This is a genomic window from Sporosarcina sp. 6E9, from assembly GCF_017921835.1.
Classification (GTDB): Bacteria; Bacillota; Bacilli; order Bacillales_A; family Planococcaceae; genus Sporosarcina.
Window position 1 is genome coordinate 910,675 of the sequence record NZ_JAGEMN010000001.1, and the last position, 19,850, is coordinate 930,524.

At 39.5% G+C, this 19,850-nt stretch carries 23 protein-coding genes and 1 pseudogene; 7 read left to right on the forward strand and 17 right to left on the reverse strand.

The features are described from left to right. Window positions 1–205 precede the first annotated feature (205 nt). Both J4G36_RS04740 and J4G36_RS04745 read left to right on the forward strand, forming a co-directional pair. A complete protein-coding gene (locus J4G36_RS04740; protein WP_210468912.1) occupies window positions 206–751 on the forward strand; it encodes a cysteine hydrolase family protein in 546 nt (181 codons plus the stop codon). 92 nt (window positions 752–843) lie between these two features. Beyond that, complete coding sequence (locus tag J4G36_RS04745) at window positions 844–1,095, forward strand: GlsB/YeaQ/YmgE family stress response membrane protein (protein WP_210468913.1); 252 nt, start codon at window positions 844–846, stop codon at window positions 1,093–1,095. A 27-nt stretch (window positions 1,096–1,122) separates the two neighbouring features. On the opposite strand, the gene J4G36_RS04750 is transcribed toward J4G36_RS04745, so the two are convergent. The 5 genes from J4G36_RS04750 to J4G36_RS04770 all read right to left on the reverse strand — a co-directional run bounded on the left by J4G36_RS04750 (window position 1,123) and on the right by J4G36_RS04770 (window position 3,163). Next, entirely contained in the window at window positions 1,123–1,785 is a 663-nt protein-coding gene (locus tag J4G36_RS04750) for a lytic transglycosylase domain-containing protein (RefSeq protein ID WP_210468914.1), read from the reverse strand. A gap of 18 nt (window positions 1,786–1,803) precedes the next feature. Beyond that, window positions 1,804–2,397: an SCO family protein gene (locus tag J4G36_RS04755; RefSeq protein ID WP_210468915.1), complete on the reverse strand. Its 594-nt coding sequence runs from the start codon at window positions 2,395–2,397 to the stop codon at window positions 1,804–1,806. A gap of 109 nt (window positions 2,398–2,506) precedes the next feature. Next, window positions 2,507–2,635: a YvrJ family protein gene (locus J4G36_RS04760; RefSeq protein WP_210468916.1), complete on the reverse strand. Its 129-nt coding sequence runs from the start codon at window positions 2,633–2,635 to the stop codon at window positions 2,507–2,509. 66 nt (window positions 2,636–2,701) lie between these two features. After that, on the reverse strand, window positions 2,702–2,920 hold the full coding sequence (locus tag J4G36_RS04765; RefSeq protein WP_210468917.1) for a DUF2922 domain-containing protein: 219 nt from the start codon (window positions 2,918–2,920) through the stop codon (window positions 2,702–2,704). 24 nt (window positions 2,921–2,944) lie between these two features. Next, window positions 2,945–3,163 (reverse strand): DUF1659 domain-containing protein, encoded by a 219-nt coding sequence (locus J4G36_RS04770; protein ID WP_210468918.1) that lies wholly within the window; start codon window positions 3,161–3,163, stop codon window positions 2,945–2,947. A 117-nt stretch (window positions 3,164–3,280) separates the two neighbouring features. Between J4G36_RS04770 and J4G36_RS04775 the strand changes: the two genes are divergently transcribed. Further along, a complete protein-coding gene (locus tag J4G36_RS04775; protein ID WP_210468919.1) occupies window positions 3,281–3,733 on the forward strand; it encodes a DUF2621 family protein in 453 nt (150 codons plus the stop codon). A gap of 18 nt (window positions 3,734–3,751) precedes the next feature. Here J4G36_RS04775 and J4G36_RS04780 read toward each other — a convergent pair whose 3' ends face one another. From J4G36_RS04780 to J4G36_RS04800, 5 genes are all read right to left on the reverse strand, one after another. Continuing rightward, on the reverse strand, window positions 3,752–4,258 hold the full coding sequence (locus J4G36_RS04780; RefSeq protein WP_256439550.1) for a CcdC family protein: 507 nt from the start codon (window positions 4,256–4,258) through the stop codon (window positions 3,752–3,754). Continuing rightward, window positions 4,251–4,580: a thioredoxin family protein gene (locus J4G36_RS04785; RefSeq protein WP_210468920.1), complete on the reverse strand. Its 330-nt coding sequence runs from the start codon at window positions 4,578–4,580 to the stop codon at window positions 4,251–4,253. The genes J4G36_RS04780 and J4G36_RS04785 overlap by 8 nt, the downstream gene beginning before the upstream one ends. A 22-nt stretch (window positions 4,581–4,602) precedes the next feature. Further along, entirely contained in the window at window positions 4,603–5,313 is a 711-nt protein-coding gene (locus tag J4G36_RS04790; RefSeq protein ID WP_210468921.1) for a cytochrome c biogenesis CcdA family protein, read from the reverse strand. Between the two features lie 144 nt (window positions 5,314–5,457). Then, window positions 5,458–7,245, reverse strand: coding sequence for an ABC transporter ATP-binding protein (locus tag J4G36_RS04795; protein WP_210468922.1), 1,788 nt, complete (start codon window positions 7,243–7,245; stop codon window positions 5,458–5,460). After that, complete coding sequence (locus J4G36_RS04800; protein ID WP_210468923.1) at window positions 7,245–8,999, reverse strand: ABC transporter ATP-binding protein; 1,755 nt, start codon at window positions 8,997–8,999, stop codon at window positions 7,245–7,247. The genes J4G36_RS04795 and J4G36_RS04800 overlap by 1 nt, the downstream gene beginning before the upstream one ends. 238 nt (window positions 9,000–9,237) lie before the next feature. On the opposite strand from J4G36_RS04800, the pseudogene ilvA reads away from it, so the two are divergent. Next, window positions 9,238–10,507, forward strand: a pseudogene (gene ilvA / locus J4G36_RS04805) (threonine ammonia-lyase IlvA). Window positions 10,508–10,689: 182 nt separating this feature from the next. Here the strand turns inward: ilvA and J4G36_RS18445 are convergent. The 5 genes from J4G36_RS18445 to J4G36_RS04820 all read right to left on the reverse strand — a co-directional run bounded on the left by J4G36_RS18445 (window position 10,690) and on the right by J4G36_RS04820 (window position 14,638). Continuing rightward, window positions 10,690–10,785 carry a putative holin-like toxin gene (locus J4G36_RS18445; RefSeq protein WP_246880403.1) on the reverse strand — a complete coding sequence of 32 codons (96 nt, stop codon included), beginning with the start codon at window positions 10,783–10,785 and terminating at the stop codon, window positions 10,690–10,692. A 459-nt stretch (window positions 10,786–11,244) separates the two neighbouring features. Further along, window positions 11,245–11,340, reverse strand: a complete 96-nt coding sequence (locus J4G36_RS18450) for a putative holin-like toxin (RefSeq protein WP_246880404.1) — start codon at window positions 11,338–11,340, stop codon at window positions 11,245–11,247. A gap of 159 nt (window positions 11,341–11,499) precedes the next feature. Then, window positions 11,500–12,753, reverse strand: coding sequence for a Y-family DNA polymerase (locus tag J4G36_RS04810; protein ID WP_210468924.1), 1,254 nt, complete (start codon window positions 12,751–12,753; stop codon window positions 11,500–11,502). Window positions 12,754–12,885: 132 nt separating this feature from the next. Beyond that, window positions 12,886–13,632, reverse strand: coding sequence for a DUF4097 family beta strand repeat-containing protein (locus tag J4G36_RS04815; protein WP_210468925.1), 747 nt, complete (start codon window positions 13,630–13,632; stop codon window positions 12,886–12,888). Between the two features lie 82 nt (window positions 13,633–13,714). Continuing rightward, window positions 13,715–14,638 (reverse strand): DUF4349 domain-containing protein, encoded by a 924-nt coding sequence (locus J4G36_RS04820; protein ID WP_210468926.1) that lies wholly within the window; start codon window positions 14,636–14,638, stop codon window positions 13,715–13,717. A 145-nt stretch (window positions 14,639–14,783) separates the two neighbouring features. Here J4G36_RS04820 and J4G36_RS04825 point away from each other — a divergent pair, with 145 nt between their 5' ends. The 3 genes from J4G36_RS04825 to J4G36_RS04835 all read left to right on the forward strand — a co-directional run bounded on the left by J4G36_RS04825 (window position 14,784) and on the right by J4G36_RS04835 (window position 17,852). Continuing rightward, window positions 14,784–15,926 carry an SPFH domain-containing protein gene (locus tag J4G36_RS04825; protein ID WP_210468927.1) on the forward strand — a complete coding sequence of 381 codons (1,143 nt, stop codon included), beginning with the start codon at window positions 14,784–14,786 and terminating at the stop codon, window positions 15,924–15,926. A 24-nt stretch (window positions 15,927–15,950) separates the two neighbouring features. Continuing rightward, window positions 15,951–17,072 (forward strand): Lar family restriction alleviation protein, encoded by a 1,122-nt coding sequence (locus J4G36_RS04830; RefSeq protein ID WP_210468928.1) that lies wholly within the window; start codon window positions 15,951–15,953, stop codon window positions 17,070–17,072. A gap of 129 nt (window positions 17,073–17,201) precedes the next feature. Continuing rightward, window positions 17,202–17,852: a hypothetical protein gene (locus J4G36_RS04835; protein ID WP_210468929.1), complete on the forward strand. Its 651-nt coding sequence runs from the start codon at window positions 17,202–17,204 to the stop codon at window positions 17,850–17,852. A gap of 88 nt (window positions 17,853–17,940) precedes the next feature. Here the strand turns inward: J4G36_RS04835 and J4G36_RS04840 are convergent, their stop codons facing one another. Both J4G36_RS04840 and J4G36_RS04845 read right to left on the reverse strand, forming a co-directional pair. Beyond that, entirely contained in the window at window positions 17,941–18,693 is a 753-nt protein-coding gene (locus tag J4G36_RS04840) for an SDR family NAD(P)-dependent oxidoreductase (protein ID WP_210468930.1), read from the reverse strand. Continuing rightward, the gene (locus J4G36_RS04845; RefSeq protein ID WP_210468931.1) at window positions 18,680–19,624 is read right to left on the reverse strand and encodes an MBL fold metallo-hydrolase; all 945 of its coding nucleotides are present in this window, start codon (window positions 19,622–19,624) and stop codon (window positions 18,680–18,682) included. The genes J4G36_RS04840 and J4G36_RS04845 overlap by 14 nt, the downstream gene beginning before the upstream one ends. Window positions 19,625–19,850 lie beyond the last annotated feature (226 nt).

Below are 19,850 nucleotides of genomic sequence, written 5' to 3' on the forward strand. Positions count from 1 at the left end.
AAAATACAATAACTTTATTGTTTATCATAAGTAAATGTAATGACCTTGTTGCATAGGCGACAATGAATTAAGATATCAGCCCCTTTTCCAACCATTTCTTTAGACTAGTTATCTATACCCCATTACTATTGAAATGAACATATGTAATGAAAGATTCAACTTGTTATGGCATCATAAAATTATTACTAGTAAGGAGTTGGGTTAATTGAAAAAAGCTTTACTCGTCATTGATTACTCGGTAGATTTTGTAGCATTAGACGGCGCGCTTTCTTGCGGTGAGCCTGGTATTGAACTTGAAGCGTATATTACTGCACTAACTAAAAAGTTTTTAGATGAAGAACATTTTGTCGTAATGCCTGTGGATGTACATGATGTTGATGATCCTTATCACCCGGAAACAAAGCAATTCCCACCTCATAATATTCGTGGAACTACAGGCCGTCATTTATACGGAACATTACAAGAGCTTTATGAAGAGCGTAAAGATGAAATTCTTTGGATAGATAAAACAAGATTCAGCGCATTTGCAGGTACTGACTTGGAACTGCAATTACGCGCTCGTGGTATTATTGAACTGCATCTGGTCGGCGTATGTACGGATATTTGTATTTTACATACCTCAGTCGATGCATACAATCGAGGTTTTGAAATTGTGATACATGAACCAGGAGTTGCAAGTTTCGATGCAGCCGGACATGAATGGGCACTTCGTCATTTTGAAAACACATTGGGCGCTAAGGTAATCAAATAATTTTTTGTTTTTTATGTTTAAAATTACTGAATAAGGTTATACCAACCATAGTTATACTTACAAAACTTGTTATAAAGGAGATGACATGCCCGATGAGTTTCATTTGGTTTTTAATCATTGGTGGTATTATTGGTTGGTTAGCTGGAGTAATTTTAGGTAAAGATATACCAGGCGGCATAATTGGTAACATTATTGCTGGGATAATAGGTGCCTGGATAGGCGGCAAGCTTTTAGGACAATGGGGTTGGAAGGTTTCGGACTTTTACGTTTTTCCAGCTTTAATCGGAGCAGTAATCCTGGTGTTTATCGTTAGCTTAATTTTAAGAGCGATGCGCAAATCATAAAAAAAAGATGAACCGCTTTAAAGCGGTTCATCTTTTTTCATGTGAAGCTTCTATTTCCTTTCGCGATTCTTCAAATTTAGTAAAGAACGAAAGAACGTCTTCAACATATTTTTCGCTCCGATTATAATTGAAAATTGCTTTTTCATACTCGCCTTTTGCAGCGCCGCTATTCGCAAGGTATTTGGCAGCACTGAACATTGCATCTTCGATATCGTATGGATCTGCAATTCCATCCCCATTGGCATCGACGCCGTATCCGCCGTATTTTTCGATAACTGCGGGGTCGGTTTTATCGGTCTCCGGAATATCCCCTTTTCCAAGTCCTGTACATCCAGGGTATGTCCAACCGACAAATGTGCAAGGCATAAACTGCATATGTCCTTCCGCACCGACTGGTGAAAGAAGCGGGTCCATCGTAGAGAACCTTGTTTCAATACGATGATGTGCAGCTAGTAATGTCCAAGGAATATCATAAGCGTCAGCAGCTTCCATATAGACGGGGATATATTCTGGTGGAATTTCATTTTGATTATCAAATAGTGCATAGGCAGATTTCTTTAGTAAATCCGTATTGTTAACACTTGCCCAAATAATTGCCGTTAATGTAAATACCGTAATCGCTACTGGTATGAAAAGGACAATGAGCAATGCTTTTGTCTTAAGAGACATTCCACTTTTTTTGTGCTTCATTATCCTAAATCTCCTCTATTACGCGCCTTGTTTAATAAGTGCCTTCATATCTTTAACAATATCTTCAAAAGGGACATCATCATTTCCGTTATATAATTTAACAACTAATCCTTCTTGGTTAACAAGTGCAAAGCGTGTGCCGTGAGTTACCTGATCTGAATTAGGATCATCAACAACGATTTGTGCAAATGACTTTTTGGCGATTTCACTAATTACATCTTGTTTGTAGCCCGTCAACATTTCCCATTTAGACTCATCCGACGGTGCAAATACATCCAAGTACCCTTGTAATACTTCAGGTGTATCAAAAGCAGGATCAACTGTAAAGGAAACAATTTTATAGTCTTCAACTTTTTCTTTAATAAGTTCATCTTGTAAGTTCGCCATATTGACCATCATTGGCCCGCAAACGGTTGTACAATTCGAAAATACGAATTGAGCAAGCCATACTTGACCTTTCAAATCATCAAGCGATACTTCTTCATTATGCTGATTTGTAAATGCAAATGGTTCGATTTTAAGTTTATGATCCGGTTTAAACTCATTCCCGGAACAAGCACCCAAAATTAGTACGATAAGTACGATGAAAGATGTTCTGAAAAATTTATGCATTCGTTTCTCCCTCACTATTAAATGATGCATTAATCATAACGTAAAAGCCCTTCCTGAACAAGCAAAGGGCTACGTGTAGTATGGCGAAACACTGACGTTTCTGTGAAGTTTACTTCTTAATATCCGTGACAATTGCATCATGGATCGCAATGAGTTTCGTTTCAATTCGGTGCAGTAGATAAAAGGACACAATTATCGGAAAGCCGATTTCTTGAACGAGACTAATCCATTGATCCATACTTATACCTCCTTTTTTAAAAAATGTCCGAAAAGACCGACCTCGCGTTAAGAGGTCGGCCGCGTTTTATCCTTCTATTAATTCGGTAACTGTACGTTCGACAATCCGTGCGCTAGTTGCTGATGCAATTAGCGATTCATCGACCCCAAACACGCCTGCATTAATTACGCCTTGCATCGCAGATTCGACTTCCACAGAAGTAAGATCCTCACGTGGCTCATCGACAGTTAACATCAATTTTTTGCCGCTCGCTGTAGCGAAATTCAGTTGTAATGTTTTTGCCATTTACTCTCTCCTCCTTATTTTTAATTAGTTGTTCACTGTTGATGTTTCAACTTTTTCTGCACCGATAAACGGTAGTGATGATAGGCTGGCTAGTTTTTCAAGCCCGTTATACAAGCTATTTGCATCGACACCTGCTGCAATGTTTTGGTAATTTTTCGATCTCCGAATGAGTTTTCCATCATCCGTCATACCACCGTCAAAAAACACACGGCCAACTGCATGTTTGAATTCGATTGTCGCCATATTTCCCACCCCCTTTCATCACCTATATAGATGGAATAAATGGAAAGGGATACGTTGTCCGTGTTTTTTTTCATAATTTCTCTTATAATGTAATCTAGTATGGAAGAGGTGAAAGAAATGCTAGAAGGTTGGTTTCTTTGGTTTATCGTATTTTGGGTGATTGTCCTTGTTGGGTTATTTGCAATAGGCGGATTTTTTATGTTCCGTAAATTCTTGAAAGTATTCCCAAAAGCAGATGGGAAATCCGATTTGGACTGGGAAGAATATTATGTGGATAAGTCGATTCATCTTTGGAATGACGAGGCGAAAGAGATGCTGGAGGAACTAACAAAACCGGTTCCCGAATTATTTCGTCCTGTTGCCAAGCAAAAAATCGGCGCTAAAATCGGTGAAATAGCGCTTAAAGAAAAAGCGAAAAAAATAAATATGGATCTTATTATTCGAGGGTATATTATTGCCACGCCTCCACGCGATTATAAATTCTTACGCAAAAAACTTGCCGAAATAAATTTCGATGTAACCCCATATGAACACTTATTCCAAAAAGACAAAGGTAAAACTACAAGTTAAAAAAAGGTGTCAGCATGTTTAAATGCCGACACCTTTTGTATTTTGCAATTTCTTATATTTAACAAACATCGCGACTCGCCACGGTACAATCATCCCGAATGCAAGAATCCAGAACATGCCTCCGAGTTCTCCGACATCAATCGTATTGCTTAATGCTAACTTCCCGACAAGTCGAATAATTAAAAGGCCGAATAAAATGAAGACAAAAGCTTTAGATCGTTTGATATAAATTTCTTTATCACGAATTTCAAAATTCGTTGTTTTGATTAAAATAAGTGAAAATACCATCCCTACGCCAACCGCTTCCAATATTTGTAGCGGTGCAACTCGAAACTCTTCAAAAATGAACATTAATGCGCCAGTCGACATAAAAATCGGTGGCAAAATAATTGTCTTGACAGATACAGGCCGTTTCGCTGCTTTCGAACGAACAATAGCCGCCATTGTCCCCATGAAAAGTGCTAAGAGAGTTGACCCTATTATTAAATAAACGGGGGGAACTTTAGTGAAAATGGCTTCAATCAACATGTTTCCCCCATTCTTCAAGTTCGCCTAAACGTTTATTCAATTCATTCATCTGTACAAAACGGGCAAAGCGAGCATATTCATTTCCTTCTTTATATAGCAGTACAACTGGAGCAGTAAATAACGATAGTTGTCCTGCAATCTCAGGTGCGTCCGCTATATTTACCATGTAAAAAGGAAGTGAATAATCCGATTGAAGTGCCGCCACTTGCGGTAGCAATCCGTCACAAACAGAACAATTATCTGTTTTCACGAAAAGAAGTAATGAATCTAGGCTTTGTGCGATTTCTATCCACTCTTCATATGATTGTATCTGTTCCACTTATCTCACTCCAATAGTCAAATCAAAATCCTGTAAAATCTCCGAAGATCGGCTGCAGTAATGTAATGATGTATGTCATGCCATCGAAAAACAATAAAATTCCAACAGCAATCATCACGTATCCGCCGCCCTTCATAATCGGACCGCTATACTTTCGAATGACCCCAATTTTCGTGACAAAGAATGATAGAACGAAAAATGGAATTGCGAATCCTAAGACATACGCCATCATATAAACCATACTTGACCCTGGATTGGTACTAGCGAGCGCTATAATTGCACCAATGATTGGCCCCATGCATGGTGTCCATCCTGCTGAAAAACCTAGTCCGATTAACATGGTTCCCAAATAACCTGCAGGTCTATTTTTAAATTGAACCTTTCGCTCTTTCATTAAAAACGTTGGTGTAAATATCCCAGTAATTACAAGACCGAATAGAACGATAAATATCGCACCGACTTGTCTTAAGAGTTCCATATTTTGTTTGAAAAACACACCTAAATATGATGAGCCGAATCCCAAAGCGACAAAGATAAGCGAAAATCCTATTAGAAAGAATAGTGTATGAAGCATTCCCGTTTTATTCATTCGTTTAGAGTTCGATTGTAAATCATCAAGTGACATTCCTGTGATATATGAAAGAAATGCGGGATATAAAGGTAAGGTACATGGCGATATGAAGCTTAGAAAGCCTGCTCCAAAGGCGAAAAACAGATTTAAATCAGTCCCCAATTATTTCCCTCCTTAAATTTACTACATCAATCGTAACAAAAGTGGCGCATAATTTCGCTTATTATGACTGTGAAAGCTTTGTGACTTATAGATTAAAAAACGACTTACAGGAATTTTAGTAGATTCCCTGTAAGTCGATTAATCTCAAATAGCGTCTTCAATTGTACTGTTTTGTAATTCGTACATCATATGATAGAGACCTTTTTGTGTGAGTAATTCTTGATGGGTCCCCCTTTCGACGATTTCGCCTTTATGAAGAACCAGAATAAGTTCCGCATCTTGAATCGTACTTAATCTATGTGCAATTGCAATTGTCGTTCTGCCTTTTCTCATTTTCTCAAGACTCGCTTGTATCGCCACTTCAGTTTCCGTGTCAATGTTTGCGGTTGCCTCGTCGAGAACTAGTATTTTTGGATTCGTAGCAATCGTACGCGCAAATGCAACGAGTTGACGTTGGCCACTTGAAAAAGTAGAACCTCGTTCTGTCACTCTATGCGCATACTTGCCTGGTAGTTTTTCAATAAAATCATTTGCGCGTACGAATTCCGCAGCTCCCCTAACCTCTTCAGGCGTCATCGTTTTATTATGCAAACGAATATTGCTTTCGATATCTCCATAAAACATAAAAGGATCCTGTAAGACGAGTCCCGTTTTCTGACGCAATTCTTCCTTCGGATATTCTTTCAATGAAACACCATCGATAAGAATATCTCCACGCTCATATTCATAAAAGCGCATTAATAAATTAATAATGGAACTTTTCCCGCTACCCGTATGCCCGACGAGTGCAACCGTTTCGCCGGCATTCGCTGTAAAGGAGATGTTTTTTAAGACATCTGCTTTTCCATCGTAGGAAAAAGAGACATTGCGAAATTCGATTTTGCCGTTACCAATTTCAGCATTTTCCACAATTTGTTGTTCAGGTTCCATATCAATATCATCCATTAATTTAAATACACGGGATGCCGAAACAATCGCCTGTTGGAATATCGAAAGTCGCTGCATCACTTGTTGAACCGGTTGGAATAGACGTCCGATTAATGTCGTGAACGCATATAAAATACCCACCTCAATCGGACTTTCAAGTGAGATAAAACCGAAGTATCCGAGTACGAATACAATTGCTGCGGCATACACCAAGTCAATTGCAGGGCTGAGTAGAATGCCATCGAATTTGATATTCCGCATCCCTGCGCGGTAATGTTTCTCGTTAATCTCATCAAATTCTTCTTCAAGACGGTTTTCCTGTCTAAATGCTTGGATCATTCCCATACCTGACAATGATTCTGCGATTTTAGCGTTGAGTTGGCTTAAACGCTCACGCAAATCCTGATAAAAGTCAGTACTATAGTGTCTATAGATAATGACAATCGCCAAGAATAGCGGCATTAATAACAAAGATATAAATGCTAACTTCACATCAAGTGAAAAGAGCGCGATATAAACACCGATAAGCATAAATACTGCTTGTAAAAATGTAACAATAACGCTCACGAACATATCTTTGATGGATTCCGTATCATTTGTCACACGGGAAACGATACTTCCCGCAGGTGTTTTATCAAAGTAGCGCATTCCCAGTCCATGTACTTTTGAAAATACATCGATTCGCATTTGTTGAATTATTTTTAGCGCAATATCTTGGAAACGCATTAATTGGAAGTAAGATACGACGACCATAAATACTTGAATCCCGATATACAGTAGTATAATTCCCGTAACTTCACGTTCTGGAAAATTCAACGGCGTCAAATAGTTGTCTATGAAACGTTGAATAATCAATGGACTAACGATACTACCCGTTATTGTCATTATGAGTAAAACAAGTGCGATTGTAATACTTACTTTATGTGGGATGGTGTAACTTAACAGCCTTTTCAGGACCTTCCACTGATCTTTCCCTGTTAGTTTGGGTTGTTTTTCTACGGACATTATACCTCGCCCCCTTGTTCGACCATGACTTCTAATTGCTGCAGCTCGTACATCTCTTTATATTTACCGTCCATCGCCAATAACTCTTCATGTGTGCCCGCTTCCGCAATCGTTCCTTCATGCATAACGATAATTTTATGCGCATGTTGTATTGCACTTAAGCGGTGTGAAGTAATAATAGTCGTTTCACCTGTTCTAGTCTGTTTTAGCGCTTCTAATATTGCTTCTTCCGTTTTCGCATCTACCGCGGATAATGAATCATCCAAAATGAGTAGTTCCGGCTCCATGATTAGTGCACGAGCAATCGATACCCGTTGTTGCTGACCACCCGACAAAGACACACCGCGTTCCCCGACAATCGTTTCATACCCTTCCGAAAACCCAAGAATGTCATCATGTATCTGCGCCAAACGGGAAGCTTCATAGATTTTTTCTTTTGCGATTTTTGGATTTGTAAATGCGATGTTTTCAGCAATTGTCGTTGAAAATAAGAAGTGATCTTGCGGAACATATCCGATAGATTCGCGTAAACGTTGCTGTTTGTACTGATTGATTGGATTCCCTCCATAAACAATGCTGCCTTTATAACCTTCAAATTCCCGTAGCAACAGCTTAAGAATAGCTGTTTTCCCAGAACCAGTTCTACCGACAATTCCCATTGTTTCCCCTTGTTTCAGCGAAAAATGGACATTGTGCAACGCGAGCGCTTCGTCTTCTGGAAATTTAAACTCTTCAATGTTGAACGCCAAATCACCTTCTGGTCTTTTATCAATAGCTCCAGGTAAATCAGTAATTTCTGGTGCAATGGATAAAAGTTCTGTAATCCGGCTATATGAAGCATTTCCGCGCTCAACGATATTGAATAGAAATCCAAATGCGAGCATCGGCCAGACAAGAAGTCCTAGATATGTACTAAAAGCAACCATGTCACCGATGGACATGTCCCCAGCGATGATGTATTTCGTTCCGAAGTAAAAGGATAAAATATAAGATACCGCAAATATTCCCGTAATCGTAGGATCGAATAACGCGTCTATTCTAGCCACACGCATATTTTTACCGACTACATCGGTTGATAAATCAGTGAAATCCTCAATATCTTCCTTCTGTTGACCAAACGTTTTAATTACTTTAATACCCGTAATGCTTTCCTGTGTCTTGTCATTCAAATTGGAAAATGCTTCTTGGGCAAACCGGAATCGTTTACGAAGTAATCTTCCGTAATAACTCGTCAGGAAAATCATGAATGGCAGTGGAATAAGCGCGATTAACGTCAATTTCCAGTTAATCGTAATAGCCATCGTTAAAATAACAAATCCACCTGTTGAGATTGAATCGACTAATGTCAAAATTCCCATTCCGGCAGTTTGTTGTAAAGCATTAATGTCATTCGTCGCATGGGCCATTAAATCGCCTACGCGCCTTTTTTGATAGAAAGAAGGAGACATTCTTGTAAAATGATTGAATAACTTTTCTCGCATCGTCCGCGATAAGAGGACTGCTGATCCGAAAATCATGACACGCCAATAAAAACGAGCGAAATACATAAGAATTCCGGCAATTCCGAGGATAATAAGCCATTTAGTTAAACTCGGTGCTGTCAACTCGTTTAACGTAATCGCATCTACGATATACCCGATGATTTTCGGCGGCAATAACTGCAAAATGGAAACCAGAACAAGTGCTGCAATTCCCAAAGCGTATTGCTTTTTTCGTTGTTTAAAAAACCAACTCAGTTGTAATAAAACTTTCACATGACTCCCCCTACTTCTCTTTAAAATCAAACCTTTTACTAGTTTAGCAAAATTGCGAACAATATAAAAGGTCCGAGTTCCAAATTATTCGGATACTGAAATACTTTCTTAAGAATTGCTTTCTGTTTCATTGTGCAATTTCCTTTGTTCACGAATTAATATTTGTGAATATTTACACACTCAATGAAATTTCATGATATAATTGAGAAATCTGTAAATGATAGCGGAGGGAATACAAATGACAGTAACACAAAAAGAAACAAAAAAATTGCATGTAGAAGACATTCTAAAAGCATATCAACAACTAAAAGATGTGGTTTCACACACACCTTTACAAAAAAAATGAACAGCTATCCGAAAAATATGGTTGCCATGTGTATATAAAAAGAGAAGATTTGCAATATGTTCGCTCATTCAAATTACGCGGTGCTTATTATAAAATCATGAAAGTCGAAAAAATGGCTCGAGAAAAAGGAATTGTTTGCGCGAGTGCAGGCAACCATGCCCAAGGCGTCGCCTATGCCTGTGCCCAATTAGGAATTAACGGGAAGATTTTCATGCCCCAAACAACACCAAAACAAAAAGTAAACCAAGTAAAAATGTTTGGACGTGATCATGTCGAAATTATTTTGACAGGCGATACTTTTGACGACTCTTCTGCCCGTGCAACGAAATATGCCACTGACAATGATAGGATTTTCATCCATCCATTTGATGACCTCGATATTATCGCGGGGCAAGGGACTGTAGCTGTCGAAATCATGAATGACATCGAAGAACCCATTGATTATGTCTTTTCCAGTATTGGCGGAGGGGGTCTCCTATCCGGGCTAAGCACCTACATTAAAAATGTTTCGCCTACTACCCGCATGATTGGCGTAGAGCCAGCGGGCGCCGCAAGCATGCAAGCAGCATTCGACAATAAAGGCGCGACAATAGTAGACCCAATTGACAAATTTGTTGACGGAGCCGCCGTACAATGTGTTGGCCAACACACGTATGAAATTTGCCGAAAATATGTGTCGGACATCGTACCTGTTCCTGAAGGTAAAGTCTGTTCAACGATTTTAGAACTGTATAACTTGCATGCGATTATTGCCGAGCCGGCTGGAGCTTTACCAATTGCTGCACTCGATTTTTACAAAGAAGAGATTAAAGGGAAATCGATTGTGTGCGTCATTAGTGGTGGGAATAACGATATCGGCAGAATGCAAGAAATCAAAGAAAAATCATTGATTTATGAAGGACTACTTTATTATTTCATTGTCAATTTCCCTCAACGCGCGGGCGCTCTTCGTCAATTTTTGGACGAAGTACTTGGACCAGATGATGATATTACAACATTTGAGTACACGAAGAAAAACAACAAAGAAAGCGGTCCGGGACTCGTCGGCATTGAATTGAAACACAGTGAAGATTATAAAGGCCTTATCGAGCGGATGAATCAATGTGGGTTTTCCTACAAAGAAGTTAACAATGACAGTACATTATTTGAGTTGCTTATATAGCTAACAAACTACAGTAATTGCAATACAAATAACTAACACGTATAATATAAGTGAAATAACATACATTAAAAAAGACCGCTTGATGTACCACCATCAAACGGCCTGGAAATAAAATAGTATCGCTTCAAAGGCGATCAGCGCAACGGAGTAAACCGCTCTAGGCTTTGGGGCTCAAAGGCGGTTTACTTTTTTCTTGAAAAAGTATATGACAACGCAATGACCGTTACAATCAGAGTTGAAAATCCAATTGATACACTCAACGCTTCAAATGTCGTCATCAGCAACACCTCCTTCCCATTCATGCAAAATCGCATGAAATAATAGGGATTTCAGATGTGCCAACCGCCTATGAACACACACTATTCTATTCCTCTTTCATTATACCACACATATGTTCTTTTTTTATTTGTAAATAACAGAATAAATAAGTACACGTTCCTGCGCCTTAACAACAAATTATCTTCATTTTATCTTTAAATAGTCGATTCCTTCTTAACCTTTTCTTCTAACCTCTCCACAGTATAATGGTCGATACTCCGCTTAAAAACTAGTTATAGTTACATGGCTAGTGATTGCAATAAAAATAACTAACACGTATAATATAAGTGAATTAACATACATTAAAAAAGACCGTTTGATGTACCACCATCAAACGGTCTGTCACAGAATAGTATCGCTTCAAAGGCGATCAGCACGAGGCAGTAAACCGCTCTCTCACTTAGAGGTTCAGAGGCGGTTTACTTTTTTCTTGAAAAAGTATATGACAACGCAACGATAGTCACGATTAGCGTTGAAAAGCCAATCATTACGCTCAATGCTTCAAATGTTGTCATCGGCAACACCTCCTTCCCTTTCATGCAAAGTCGCATGAAATAATAGGGATTTCAGATGTGCCAACCACCTATGAACACACACTATTCTATTCCTCTTCCATCATACCATAGGAAAGAAATTTATTTTCTAAATACGACGATTATACCCTCGAAATCTTCCTACTTGAAATGTCCACCAATAAGTTTTGCTCTTTCCACAGCGGTTCCTGCTTTTGTATAGGATACTGCGCGTAGTACTGCATTCGAACCGTATTTATTTCTAAGTGAATCGATTGTCTCCCCAAGTTGCCGGTTTCGCCATTTCCGTTCATCAAATAAACTTAGTTGCATAGAATGCTCTTCTTCCAAGTTTGTCAGGCTGATGGATAGCCGACGTATGGGACGTCCATCATGGAATTCATCTAGTAGCGCCGTACAAAGTTGGTAAATTTTCAATGTGTCGTTCGTCGCTTCAGCCATCGAACGCGATCGATTAAAACCTCCACCAAATGCATGCTTTGAATAACTGGCAGCCAAATGAACAGTACGACCGGCCCGCTTCGCTTCCCTCGCCCGCATCCCAATATCTTCACACATTTCTAGAATGACTGTAAGAATATCTTCTCGTTCGACATAGTCGCGGAATAGCACTTGCCCTTTTCCGTAGCTTATTTGCCCTTCGACAAGCGGTGCACCCATGTCCGATAAGTCAATGCCGTGCGCATGGTAATACAGCTGATTGCCCATTACGCCGAATTTCTTTTCAAGTCTTTCAAGCGGGGCATTCGCAAGGTCGCCTACGGAGAAAATCCCCATGCCATTAAGATTTTTTTCTAGGCGGCTACCAATCCCCCACATTCGACTTAGTGGCGCGACAGGCCATAATTTTTCAGGTACATCATCATACGTCCATTCAGCAATTCCAGTTTTTTTCGCTTCAAGATCAAGCGCAAGTTTGGAGAGTAGCATGTTTGGACCTATACCAATTGCAGACCGCAGATCAAATTGACTCATCAGATCTTCACGTATACGGCGGACAATTGTATCTGAAGGTCCCCACAAACGCTCTGTTCCACTTAAGTCAATAAAACTTTCGTCGACACTATAGGTGTGAATCGCCTCTTTTGGGACGTATCGGTTCAGCAATCGGGTAATCTCCATCGATACATCGAGAAAAAAACCCATCTTCGGTTCGATAAGATGAATCGATGGGTCATCTGGTATTTCATACAATCGATTGCCAGTCTTTATCCCGTATTCTTCTTTTAATGGCGGCGATGCAGCAAGGACAACTCCGCCTTTTCGGTCCTTATTTCCGACAATTGCGATTGGCGTCTCCATGACATCAAGTCCTTCTATTACCGCGGCACAACTCGCATAAAAACTTCGCATATCAAGACAGATAATTTTTCGATCCGGCAAATCCTTATACATATTAACACCTCCCGGAACACACGTTCTACACCTTAGTATAGCCCACTTTTCTATCATTAATCAATGAGAATTTTTTACAGTGATCTAAAGTAATTAGAAAAAGCCAACATCAAAGTTGGCTTTTTCATTACATTAATCGCTTAGCGACAAAGAAATATTCCCTACAGCTACTGTCAACTTAACGTTCGGTCCACCGATTCCAATTGAGCCGCCTACTTCGTTCGGTAAGTTTATCGTTTTATTCCCGACACTGTTATTTAGGTCTGTTTGAAGGGCGAGCGGTGCTTCTTTTGTTTTCACGGCGATATTGCCAACTTCCGTTTTCGCTTGAATATTATTCGCTATACTTTGCAAGCTGATTGTAATATCCCCGACTTTCGCCTCGGCATCGACTACCCCGCCTATTCCGATTAAATTGATATTCCCGACGTTTGTGGTTGTTTGCGATTCATTTGCGTAGATTGAATCGACGTAGATATTCGCAACATCGGCGTGGACCAGAAGACGATCGTATTGTTTAGTCGGCAGCTCTACCAAAATGGTATAACCATCAGATAATTTTCGGAAAGAGAAAAATCCGGATTTTGTTTTCGCTTTAATGACTACTTCGCCGTTTTTTTCTTTTAAAGTCAACTTAAACTTTTTTGACGGTTTTTTCGTCGCTTTTCCTTCTAGTTGCACCCGTATGTCATGCCCGTCATGCGGTGCAATTTGAATGTCTCCGATATCCGTGGACACATCCACATTTACAATATGATCGGCAGCAATGGATTTGCTCAACTCATCTTTGGATCCTCCGAATAAGAACAGCAAGAATTTGATCGCAATAATAATTCCAATAAGGATGACTGCAATGCGGATGATTTGGTTCAAACTCATTTTGTTTTCCCCTTTATTAGAAAAATCGTTATACCTAACCATTCTATTCGCAGGTGTCCGTTAAAATATCAGAAATTCAAATTTACTTAACCCGTTTTCGGACAAAAGCTAAATATACACCAAACCCAACCAGGAGCAAAAGAACAAATACCGGTAAATTTCCAATGATAAATACGATTAAACCTGAACCGGCAGCAAGTAAAAAGTTCGTACTTGTCGCAAGCTGTTTCTTCGTTTTATCCCATGTATCCAAGTCTTTATTATCTATTCCGGGTACAATAACGCGATTTTCAAACATTGAAATATCAATTGTCGAATAAGAGGTTTGGTTTTCTAAGTAATTCATTTTCCCGACAATGACTTCAATTTCCTCTTGGATACTCGCAAGGTCAGACGAAATTTTCAATAAATCCTCCGTCTTTTCTGCATCGCTCATAAAATCAAGCAACCTCGTCTCAACAGCGCGTTTAGACTTAACTCTTGACGCCAAATCCACGTATTGTTCAGTTACATCCTGACCAGTTACCGTGCGCTCTAGAATATCGGCCGCTTCTCCTTCAGTAGCCGTCAAGAACTTTTGAAAATGTTTTTCTGGAATCCGAACTGTCATATGGCCGCTGACTGATTCATCATCTTCCCGATATACGTTAGATTCCACGATATATCCACCGTACTCATGTACTCTTTTTTCTATATTTTTTTCAGCTTTTTCAAAGTCTTTTACATTCAGTTGCAATCCCGCTTGGTGGATGATCATTCGATTTGTTGAAACTTTGCTTACTTGTTTACCGGCTTCTATTTCTGATTCTTCCCCAGCATCTGCACCGGACTCATCGCTCTCCGCCCCTGAACTATCTTGGGCGCTCTCCATATCATTTGAAAGAGATGATTCAGCCGTAACTTCATATTTTCCCTTATCTTCTTTCATAAAATCATTTGAGCTACAAGCTGTCATAAAGACAAAAATAATTACAATTAACCACGTCCATACTAATTTTTTCTTCATCGATTTCCCTCCTTGTCTCGTTAATGGAGTAGACGGTAAATTTTTGAAATAGTTACAACTTGAAACTAAAAATAGATTCAAACGTATTATGATATAATGACATTAGTTTAAATATGAATGGAAACTACTAGGAGGGCGAAAATATATGGGACTTTTCGGGTTCTTTAAAAGTCAATTTATTGAAGTAATCGAATGGACGGACAGTCATACAAACACAATGGTTTACAGATTTCCCGTTCAAAATAATGAAATTAAAATGGGTGCGGAGTTAACTGTTAGGGAATCGCAAGTGGCCATTTTTGTCAACGAAGGTGAAATTGCAGATGTTTTTGGTCCAGGTAGGCATCAATTATGGACGCAAAACATGCCGGTTTTGACAAAGTTGAAGTCTTGGAAAACCGGTTTTAACTCACCTTTTAAAGCAGAGGTATACTTTGTCAATACGAAACAATTCGTAAACCAAAAATGGGGTACATCGAATCCAATTATGATGAGAGATCCAGAATTCGGAATGATTCGTTTGCGCGGATATGGTATTTATTCTTACCGCGTTTCTGAACCGACTGTCTTTTTAAAAGAATTATTCGGAACGAATGCTTCATATGATACGAGTAGCATTGAAAACCAGTTGAAAAAGATGATTATTTCCGGTCTAACGGATTTATTTGCAGAATCGAAAATTGCAGCGCTAGATTTGGCCATGTTCTATGACGAATTAAGTACACAAGGTAAAGAAAAAATGCAAGAGCGTTTTAGTGCGTTTGGATTTGAAATCACCTCTTTGTACATCGAAAACTTGTCGTTGCCGAAAGAAGTCGAAGAAGCGATGGACAAACGAACGTCGATGGGCGTTCTCGGGAACCTGGGACAATATCAACAATATCAAGCGGCCGAAGCACTTCGGGATGCTGCAAAAAATGAAGGCGGCGGACTCGCAGGTGCAGGCGCTGGACTAGGCGCGGGTGCAGCACTTGGCGGCGTTATGGCGAATGCATTTTCGGGCAATCAACAACAAAATGCAGCGACCCCGGCTCCTGGGTCAGAAAAGGTAAATTGTCCGCATTGCGACGCACTTGTTAATAAAAACGCGAAATTCTGCGGTGAATGCGGAAAATCCGTGCAAAAGAAAAAAGTGCCATGCGTTAATTGTAAAACCGAGATAAATGAAGAGGCGAAGTTCTGCGGTGAATGCGGTGCAAATCAGCTTGCCAAAAAAACTTGTGAAAAATGCGGGAATGAAAATAATCCGAATGCGAAGTTTTGTGGGGACTGCGGAGAAACGCTATAAAGTGAAGGAAAATGAGGTGAGCTCGTGACAAACTTGGAAAACAACGAACAAACAGAAGCAGTAAGTATTGAAGAAACAGAAGTAAATCAATGTTCTTCTTGTGGTGGGAATACAGTTTTTGACCCTTCCAGTGGAGCTCTTAAATGTCCTTTTTGCGGAAGTGAAAAAGAAATTGAAAAAACGCAAGAAAATGCAATTGAACTTAGCTTTTTACAAGCATTAGAAAAAGACGACCACAGTTGGGATGATGAAAAGCGTGTTTTTTCATGTAAGAACTGCGGTGCTGAAACGGTTTTAGATAAAGACAAAGTGGCGGACTTTTGCACATTTTGTGGCTCATCTCATATTTCTTCCAGCGAAAATCACGCGGGGATTAAGCCCGCCTTAGTTCTTCCCTTTCAAGTATCGAAAGAGGAAGCGATTGAGAAATTTAAAGTTTGGATCAATAAGCGTTATTTCGCGCCTTCTTCACTTAAAAAAACGTATCAATTAAGTAAAATTACCGGGGCATATCTTCCCTATTGGACATTCGACTCGAAGACGCATTCAAATTTCGTCGTTCGAATCGGTACCTATTATTATGTCACCGTCACGCGAACAGTCGTTGAAGATGGGAAAACTAGACGAGTAACAGAACAAGTTCGAAAAATTAGATGGCGGACAGAGCGCGGAAATTACAGTGAGTTTTTTGATGATGTTCTCGTAAAAGCTTCCCGAAATGTAGCTAGCGATCTTATTCATAAAATTGAACCTTTCCAATTGAACGCTCTTGTTGACTATAAATCTCAGTTTCTATCAGGGTTCCTGGCGGAAAGATATTCAATTCCATTAAAAGATGGTTGGAATGGGGCCAAAGCGATGATTGATACGCGGATTGTCAATGGGATTGAACGACAAGTTCATGGTGATGTTGTGCAAGTTACAAGCGTCTCTACCAATTACAAAGACATTACGTATAAACATATTTTATTGCCAATCTGGATTTCATCGTTTCATTTCAATCATAAGGTTTACCGATTTTTAGTGAATGGACAGACTGGAAAAGTAAGTGGAAACGCGCCGATTAGCGCTTTGAAAGTAACCATTATCTCGTTGGTTGCTATCGTGATTATTGCTATTTTTATTATTTTCTTTGCTGGTCAATAATTTAAGTAGTTAAAAACGGTCAGGAGGTTGCCCTCTTGACCATTTTGTTTGTGCGGGTAATTACCATAGAAAATGTTATAGTTGAGAGGAAGCATAACTATTTTGCATGCAAGATTAGGAGAGAATATGATGGACAGAAAAGAAAAACAATTAGTTGAGTACTACTACAAAAAGTTTTCCGAAAGAAGTTTTGATGAAAAAGATGTGTATAGTTTTTTAATGGTTATTAAAGAACATGCGCGCGATATTAAAGTGATTAAAGAACTTGCAGACTTTATTGTACATAGAGAAAAAAGTACGGGCTATGTAAAGGATTATCTGGATGAATGTAAGGATATCATAAATAATTTAGGGAAAGAAAAAAACCGTAGAAAAATTGAGAATATCTTCTCGTTTAAAGAAATCAGAAACGGGTTCAACGCTTTAATCCAACAACTAGGCTTTGAAAAATTACCTTTAGACATTATCAATGACTTTATTATTTGTATGATTTCATTATTGCAGGACGTGAAAATCGTTTCGGGTAGCTTGAACAAAGAAGTCGGACATCTAAGTTTTGCTGCTTCTAACAAAGAGCTATTTTTGATGGGCAATATGACGATTCGTAACCAAGGCCGCTTTATGCCCGTTACATTTCCTGTACTGTCAGTAAAAAATATATACGAAGAAATAACACCCCAAGATAAAAACGATACGCCCTACCTTTTTGATCATGAACTCATTGAAGTCATAAATATAAACCAAAAATTGGCCATAACATTTCCTGAAATGAAATCTTAATAGCTATGAAACCAGCCGATTAATTCTTCCTCAGAGAAGAATCAATCGGCTGGTTTTTTTATTGTCTAACCTTTCATGTCATACTTGGTTATTTTTTCATGAAGAAGTTACGGCCCAATCGCTCGACAAGCGTGGGTGCAAGCGCGTGAAGCTTACTTGTGACCCCCATATACCAAGGCAGATTCACTTCTCTCACAGGTTTTTCAATCGATTGCATAACTGAATCAACTACTGTTTCTACGGTCAGTAAATGCTTACTTAATGATGCACGGTAATTCCCGGTATCATCTGCGAGATCTAGGAATGGCGTATCGATTGGACCTGGGTTAATTGTAGTTACGTGAATGCCAAACGGTGCAACTTCCATACGCAGTGCATTCGCATACCCTACTAATGCATGCTTTGACGCAGCGTAGACAGAGGCTTTCGGGGTTGCAACCTTCCCCGCCTGTGAACCAAGATAAATCAAATGGCCGCTATTCCGTGCCATCATGTCTGGAAGCAGACGTTTTGTCAGTTCGATTGGTGCTACGACGTTGATGTCCATTGTTTTACGTATTGTTTCGTTGGAAACTTCATGCGCATATTGAAACTTTCCGACGCCTGCGGAAAAAATAACAACGTCTGGGGAGCCGATTTTCTTCATGACAAAATCAATGCCGCCTTTTTCGGATAAATCCGCAGGAATCGTATGTGCGCCTTCATTTCTAAGCTCCAATAATACTTCCGGTGCTCTTCCGGTTGCCCAAACTTCGTGTCCTGCTTTTACCAATCTTTTTGTTAGTACATACCCTACTCCGCTTGTTGCGCCTGTAATTAGGAAGGATTTACGCTTTTTCATAATGTAAAATACCACTTTCATCTCGAGTTTCGCGAACAAGTTCTTTGTCTACAAGGTAATCAGTATGTCCAATTGTTACGGATAATGTGAGCCCGAGTTCTTTTTCATACACAGCCGGGAAGAGAGCTTTATTTAATTCGAAAATCGTACGTGATCCATTGTCCATCATGGCAAGTACTTTCATGGCACGTTCTCGTTGTTTTTCAAGTCTGGCTTCAATAAGCGGATGCGCATTTCTTACTTCATCCCCGTGGCCCGGATAAATGACTTCAACGGGCAATGTAAGAATTCTTTTCAGAGATTCATTGTATTGCAGCAATGAACGCGGACGCTTATCTTTTGGATCTAATGGTGGTTCAATAAGTGGGTTTGACGCAACTTTAGGTAGGACAAGGTCACCGCCGATCAGCTGGCGCGTGTCTTCATTCCAAAATACATGATGGCTTTGCGCATGGCCCAATGTCTCAAGAGCCGTCCAACCTGGATGTCCCGGTAGCGCATCCCCTTCAATCAGTATTTTATCCAGCGGTCTATCTCCCATAAGGGCAACGGATCTTTTCATCTTTTTCACCCAACCTAAATGTTCATCGGGTACTCCCTCTTCGATTAGGCAGTCAAGATAAAACTTGTCGTGATAATTAAAAAAAGCTTCGTCTCGTTTCAACCATAAATCATTGTATGGATGTCCGAGCACTGTTGCGTTATCAAATGCATCAATCCAACCCGCATGATCTGGGTGATGATGCGTTAAGAAAACTTGCTCAATATCAGAAAATGCATATCCCGCTTCTTTCAATCCGCGCTTAAGCGCTTCATATGCTTCTGGTGTTTTCGGTCCCGCGTCTATAAGTGATAACGCATCCCCTTTTACGAGAAACGCATTCACATCCCCAACAGCAAATGGTGTGGGGATACTAATTTTATGTATCATATGAAAAATCTCCTTCATGTAACTGAATAGCTATTCAGTTCATTGTACATCTTTTAGGAGACGAGGTCACCATTTCTTTTAATTGAATGATTAATTTTCTTGTAGGTTGACTTTCATAAGATGGCATGCAATAATCAGACTAATTAAGGAACATTTAAGCGTTGACGAAGACGAGTAGTTATGGTGATGGAGATAAGAAAGTGTGGTCACCGGCTGAAAGCCACAT

Excerpts from the sequence above, each read along its gene's own strand:
- J4G36_RS04840 (WP_210468930.1), bottom strand. The coding sequence starts at position 18,693 with ATGAAAAAGCGTAAATCCTTCCTAATTACAGGCGCAACAAGCGGAGTA.
- J4G36_RS04810 (WP_210468924.1), bottom strand. The coding sequence starts at position 12,753 with ATGTATAAGGATTTGCCGGATCGAAAAATTATCTGTCTTGATATGCGA.
- J4G36_RS04745 (WP_210468913.1), top strand. The coding sequence starts at position 844 with ATGAGTTTCATTTGGTTTTTAATCATTGGTGGTATTATTGGTTGGTTA.
- J4G36_RS04815 (WP_210468925.1), bottom strand. The coding sequence starts at position 13,632 with ATGAGTTTGAACCAAATCATCCGCATTGCAGTCATCCTTATTGGAATT.
- J4G36_RS04755 (WP_210468915.1), bottom strand. The coding sequence starts at position 2,397 with ATGCATAAATTTTTCAGAACATCTTTCATCGTACTTATCGTACTAATT.
- J4G36_RS04845 (WP_210468931.1), bottom strand. The coding sequence starts at position 19,624 with ATGATACATAAAATTAGTATCCCCACACCATTTGCTGTTGGGGATGTG.
- J4G36_RS04750 (WP_210468914.1), bottom strand. The coding sequence starts at position 1,785 with ATGAAGCACAAAAAAAGTGGAATGTCTCTTAAGACAAAAGCATTGCTC.
- J4G36_RS04760 (WP_210468916.1), bottom strand. The coding sequence starts at position 2,635 with ATGGATCAATGGATTAGTCTCGTTCAAGAAATCGGCTTTCCGATAATT.
- J4G36_RS18445 (WP_246880403.1), bottom strand. The coding sequence starts at position 10,785 with ATGACGACATTTGAAGCGTTGAGTGTATCAATTGGATTTTCAACTCTG.
- J4G36_RS04795 (WP_210468922.1), bottom strand. The coding sequence starts at position 7,245 with ATGTCCGTAGAAAAACAACCCAAACTAACAGGGAAAGATCAGTGGAAG.
- J4G36_RS04770 (WP_210468918.1), bottom strand. The coding sequence starts at position 3,163 with ATGGCGACAATCGAATTCAAACATGCAGTTGGCCGTGTGTTTTTTGAC.
- J4G36_RS04820 (WP_210468926.1), bottom strand. The coding sequence starts at position 14,638 with ATGAAGAAAAAATTAGTATGGACGTGGTTAATTGTAATTATTTTTGTC.
- J4G36_RS04775 (WP_210468919.1), top strand. The coding sequence starts at position 3,281 with ATGCTAGAAGGTTGGTTTCTTTGGTTTATCGTATTTTGGGTGATTGTC.
- J4G36_RS04835 (WP_210468929.1), top strand. The coding sequence starts at position 17,202 with ATGGACAGAAAAGAAAAACAATTAGTTGAGTACTACTACAAAAAGTTT.
- J4G36_RS18450 (WP_246880404.1), bottom strand. The coding sequence starts at position 11,340 with ATGACAACATTTGAAGCATTGAGCGTAATGATTGGCTTTTCAACGCTA.
- J4G36_RS04765 (WP_210468917.1), bottom strand. The coding sequence starts at position 2,920 with ATGGCAAAAACATTACAACTGAATTTCGCTACAGCGAGCGGCAAAAAA.
- J4G36_RS04825 (WP_210468927.1), top strand. The coding sequence starts at position 14,784 with ATGGGACTTTTCGGGTTCTTTAAAAGTCAATTTATTGAAGTAATCGAA.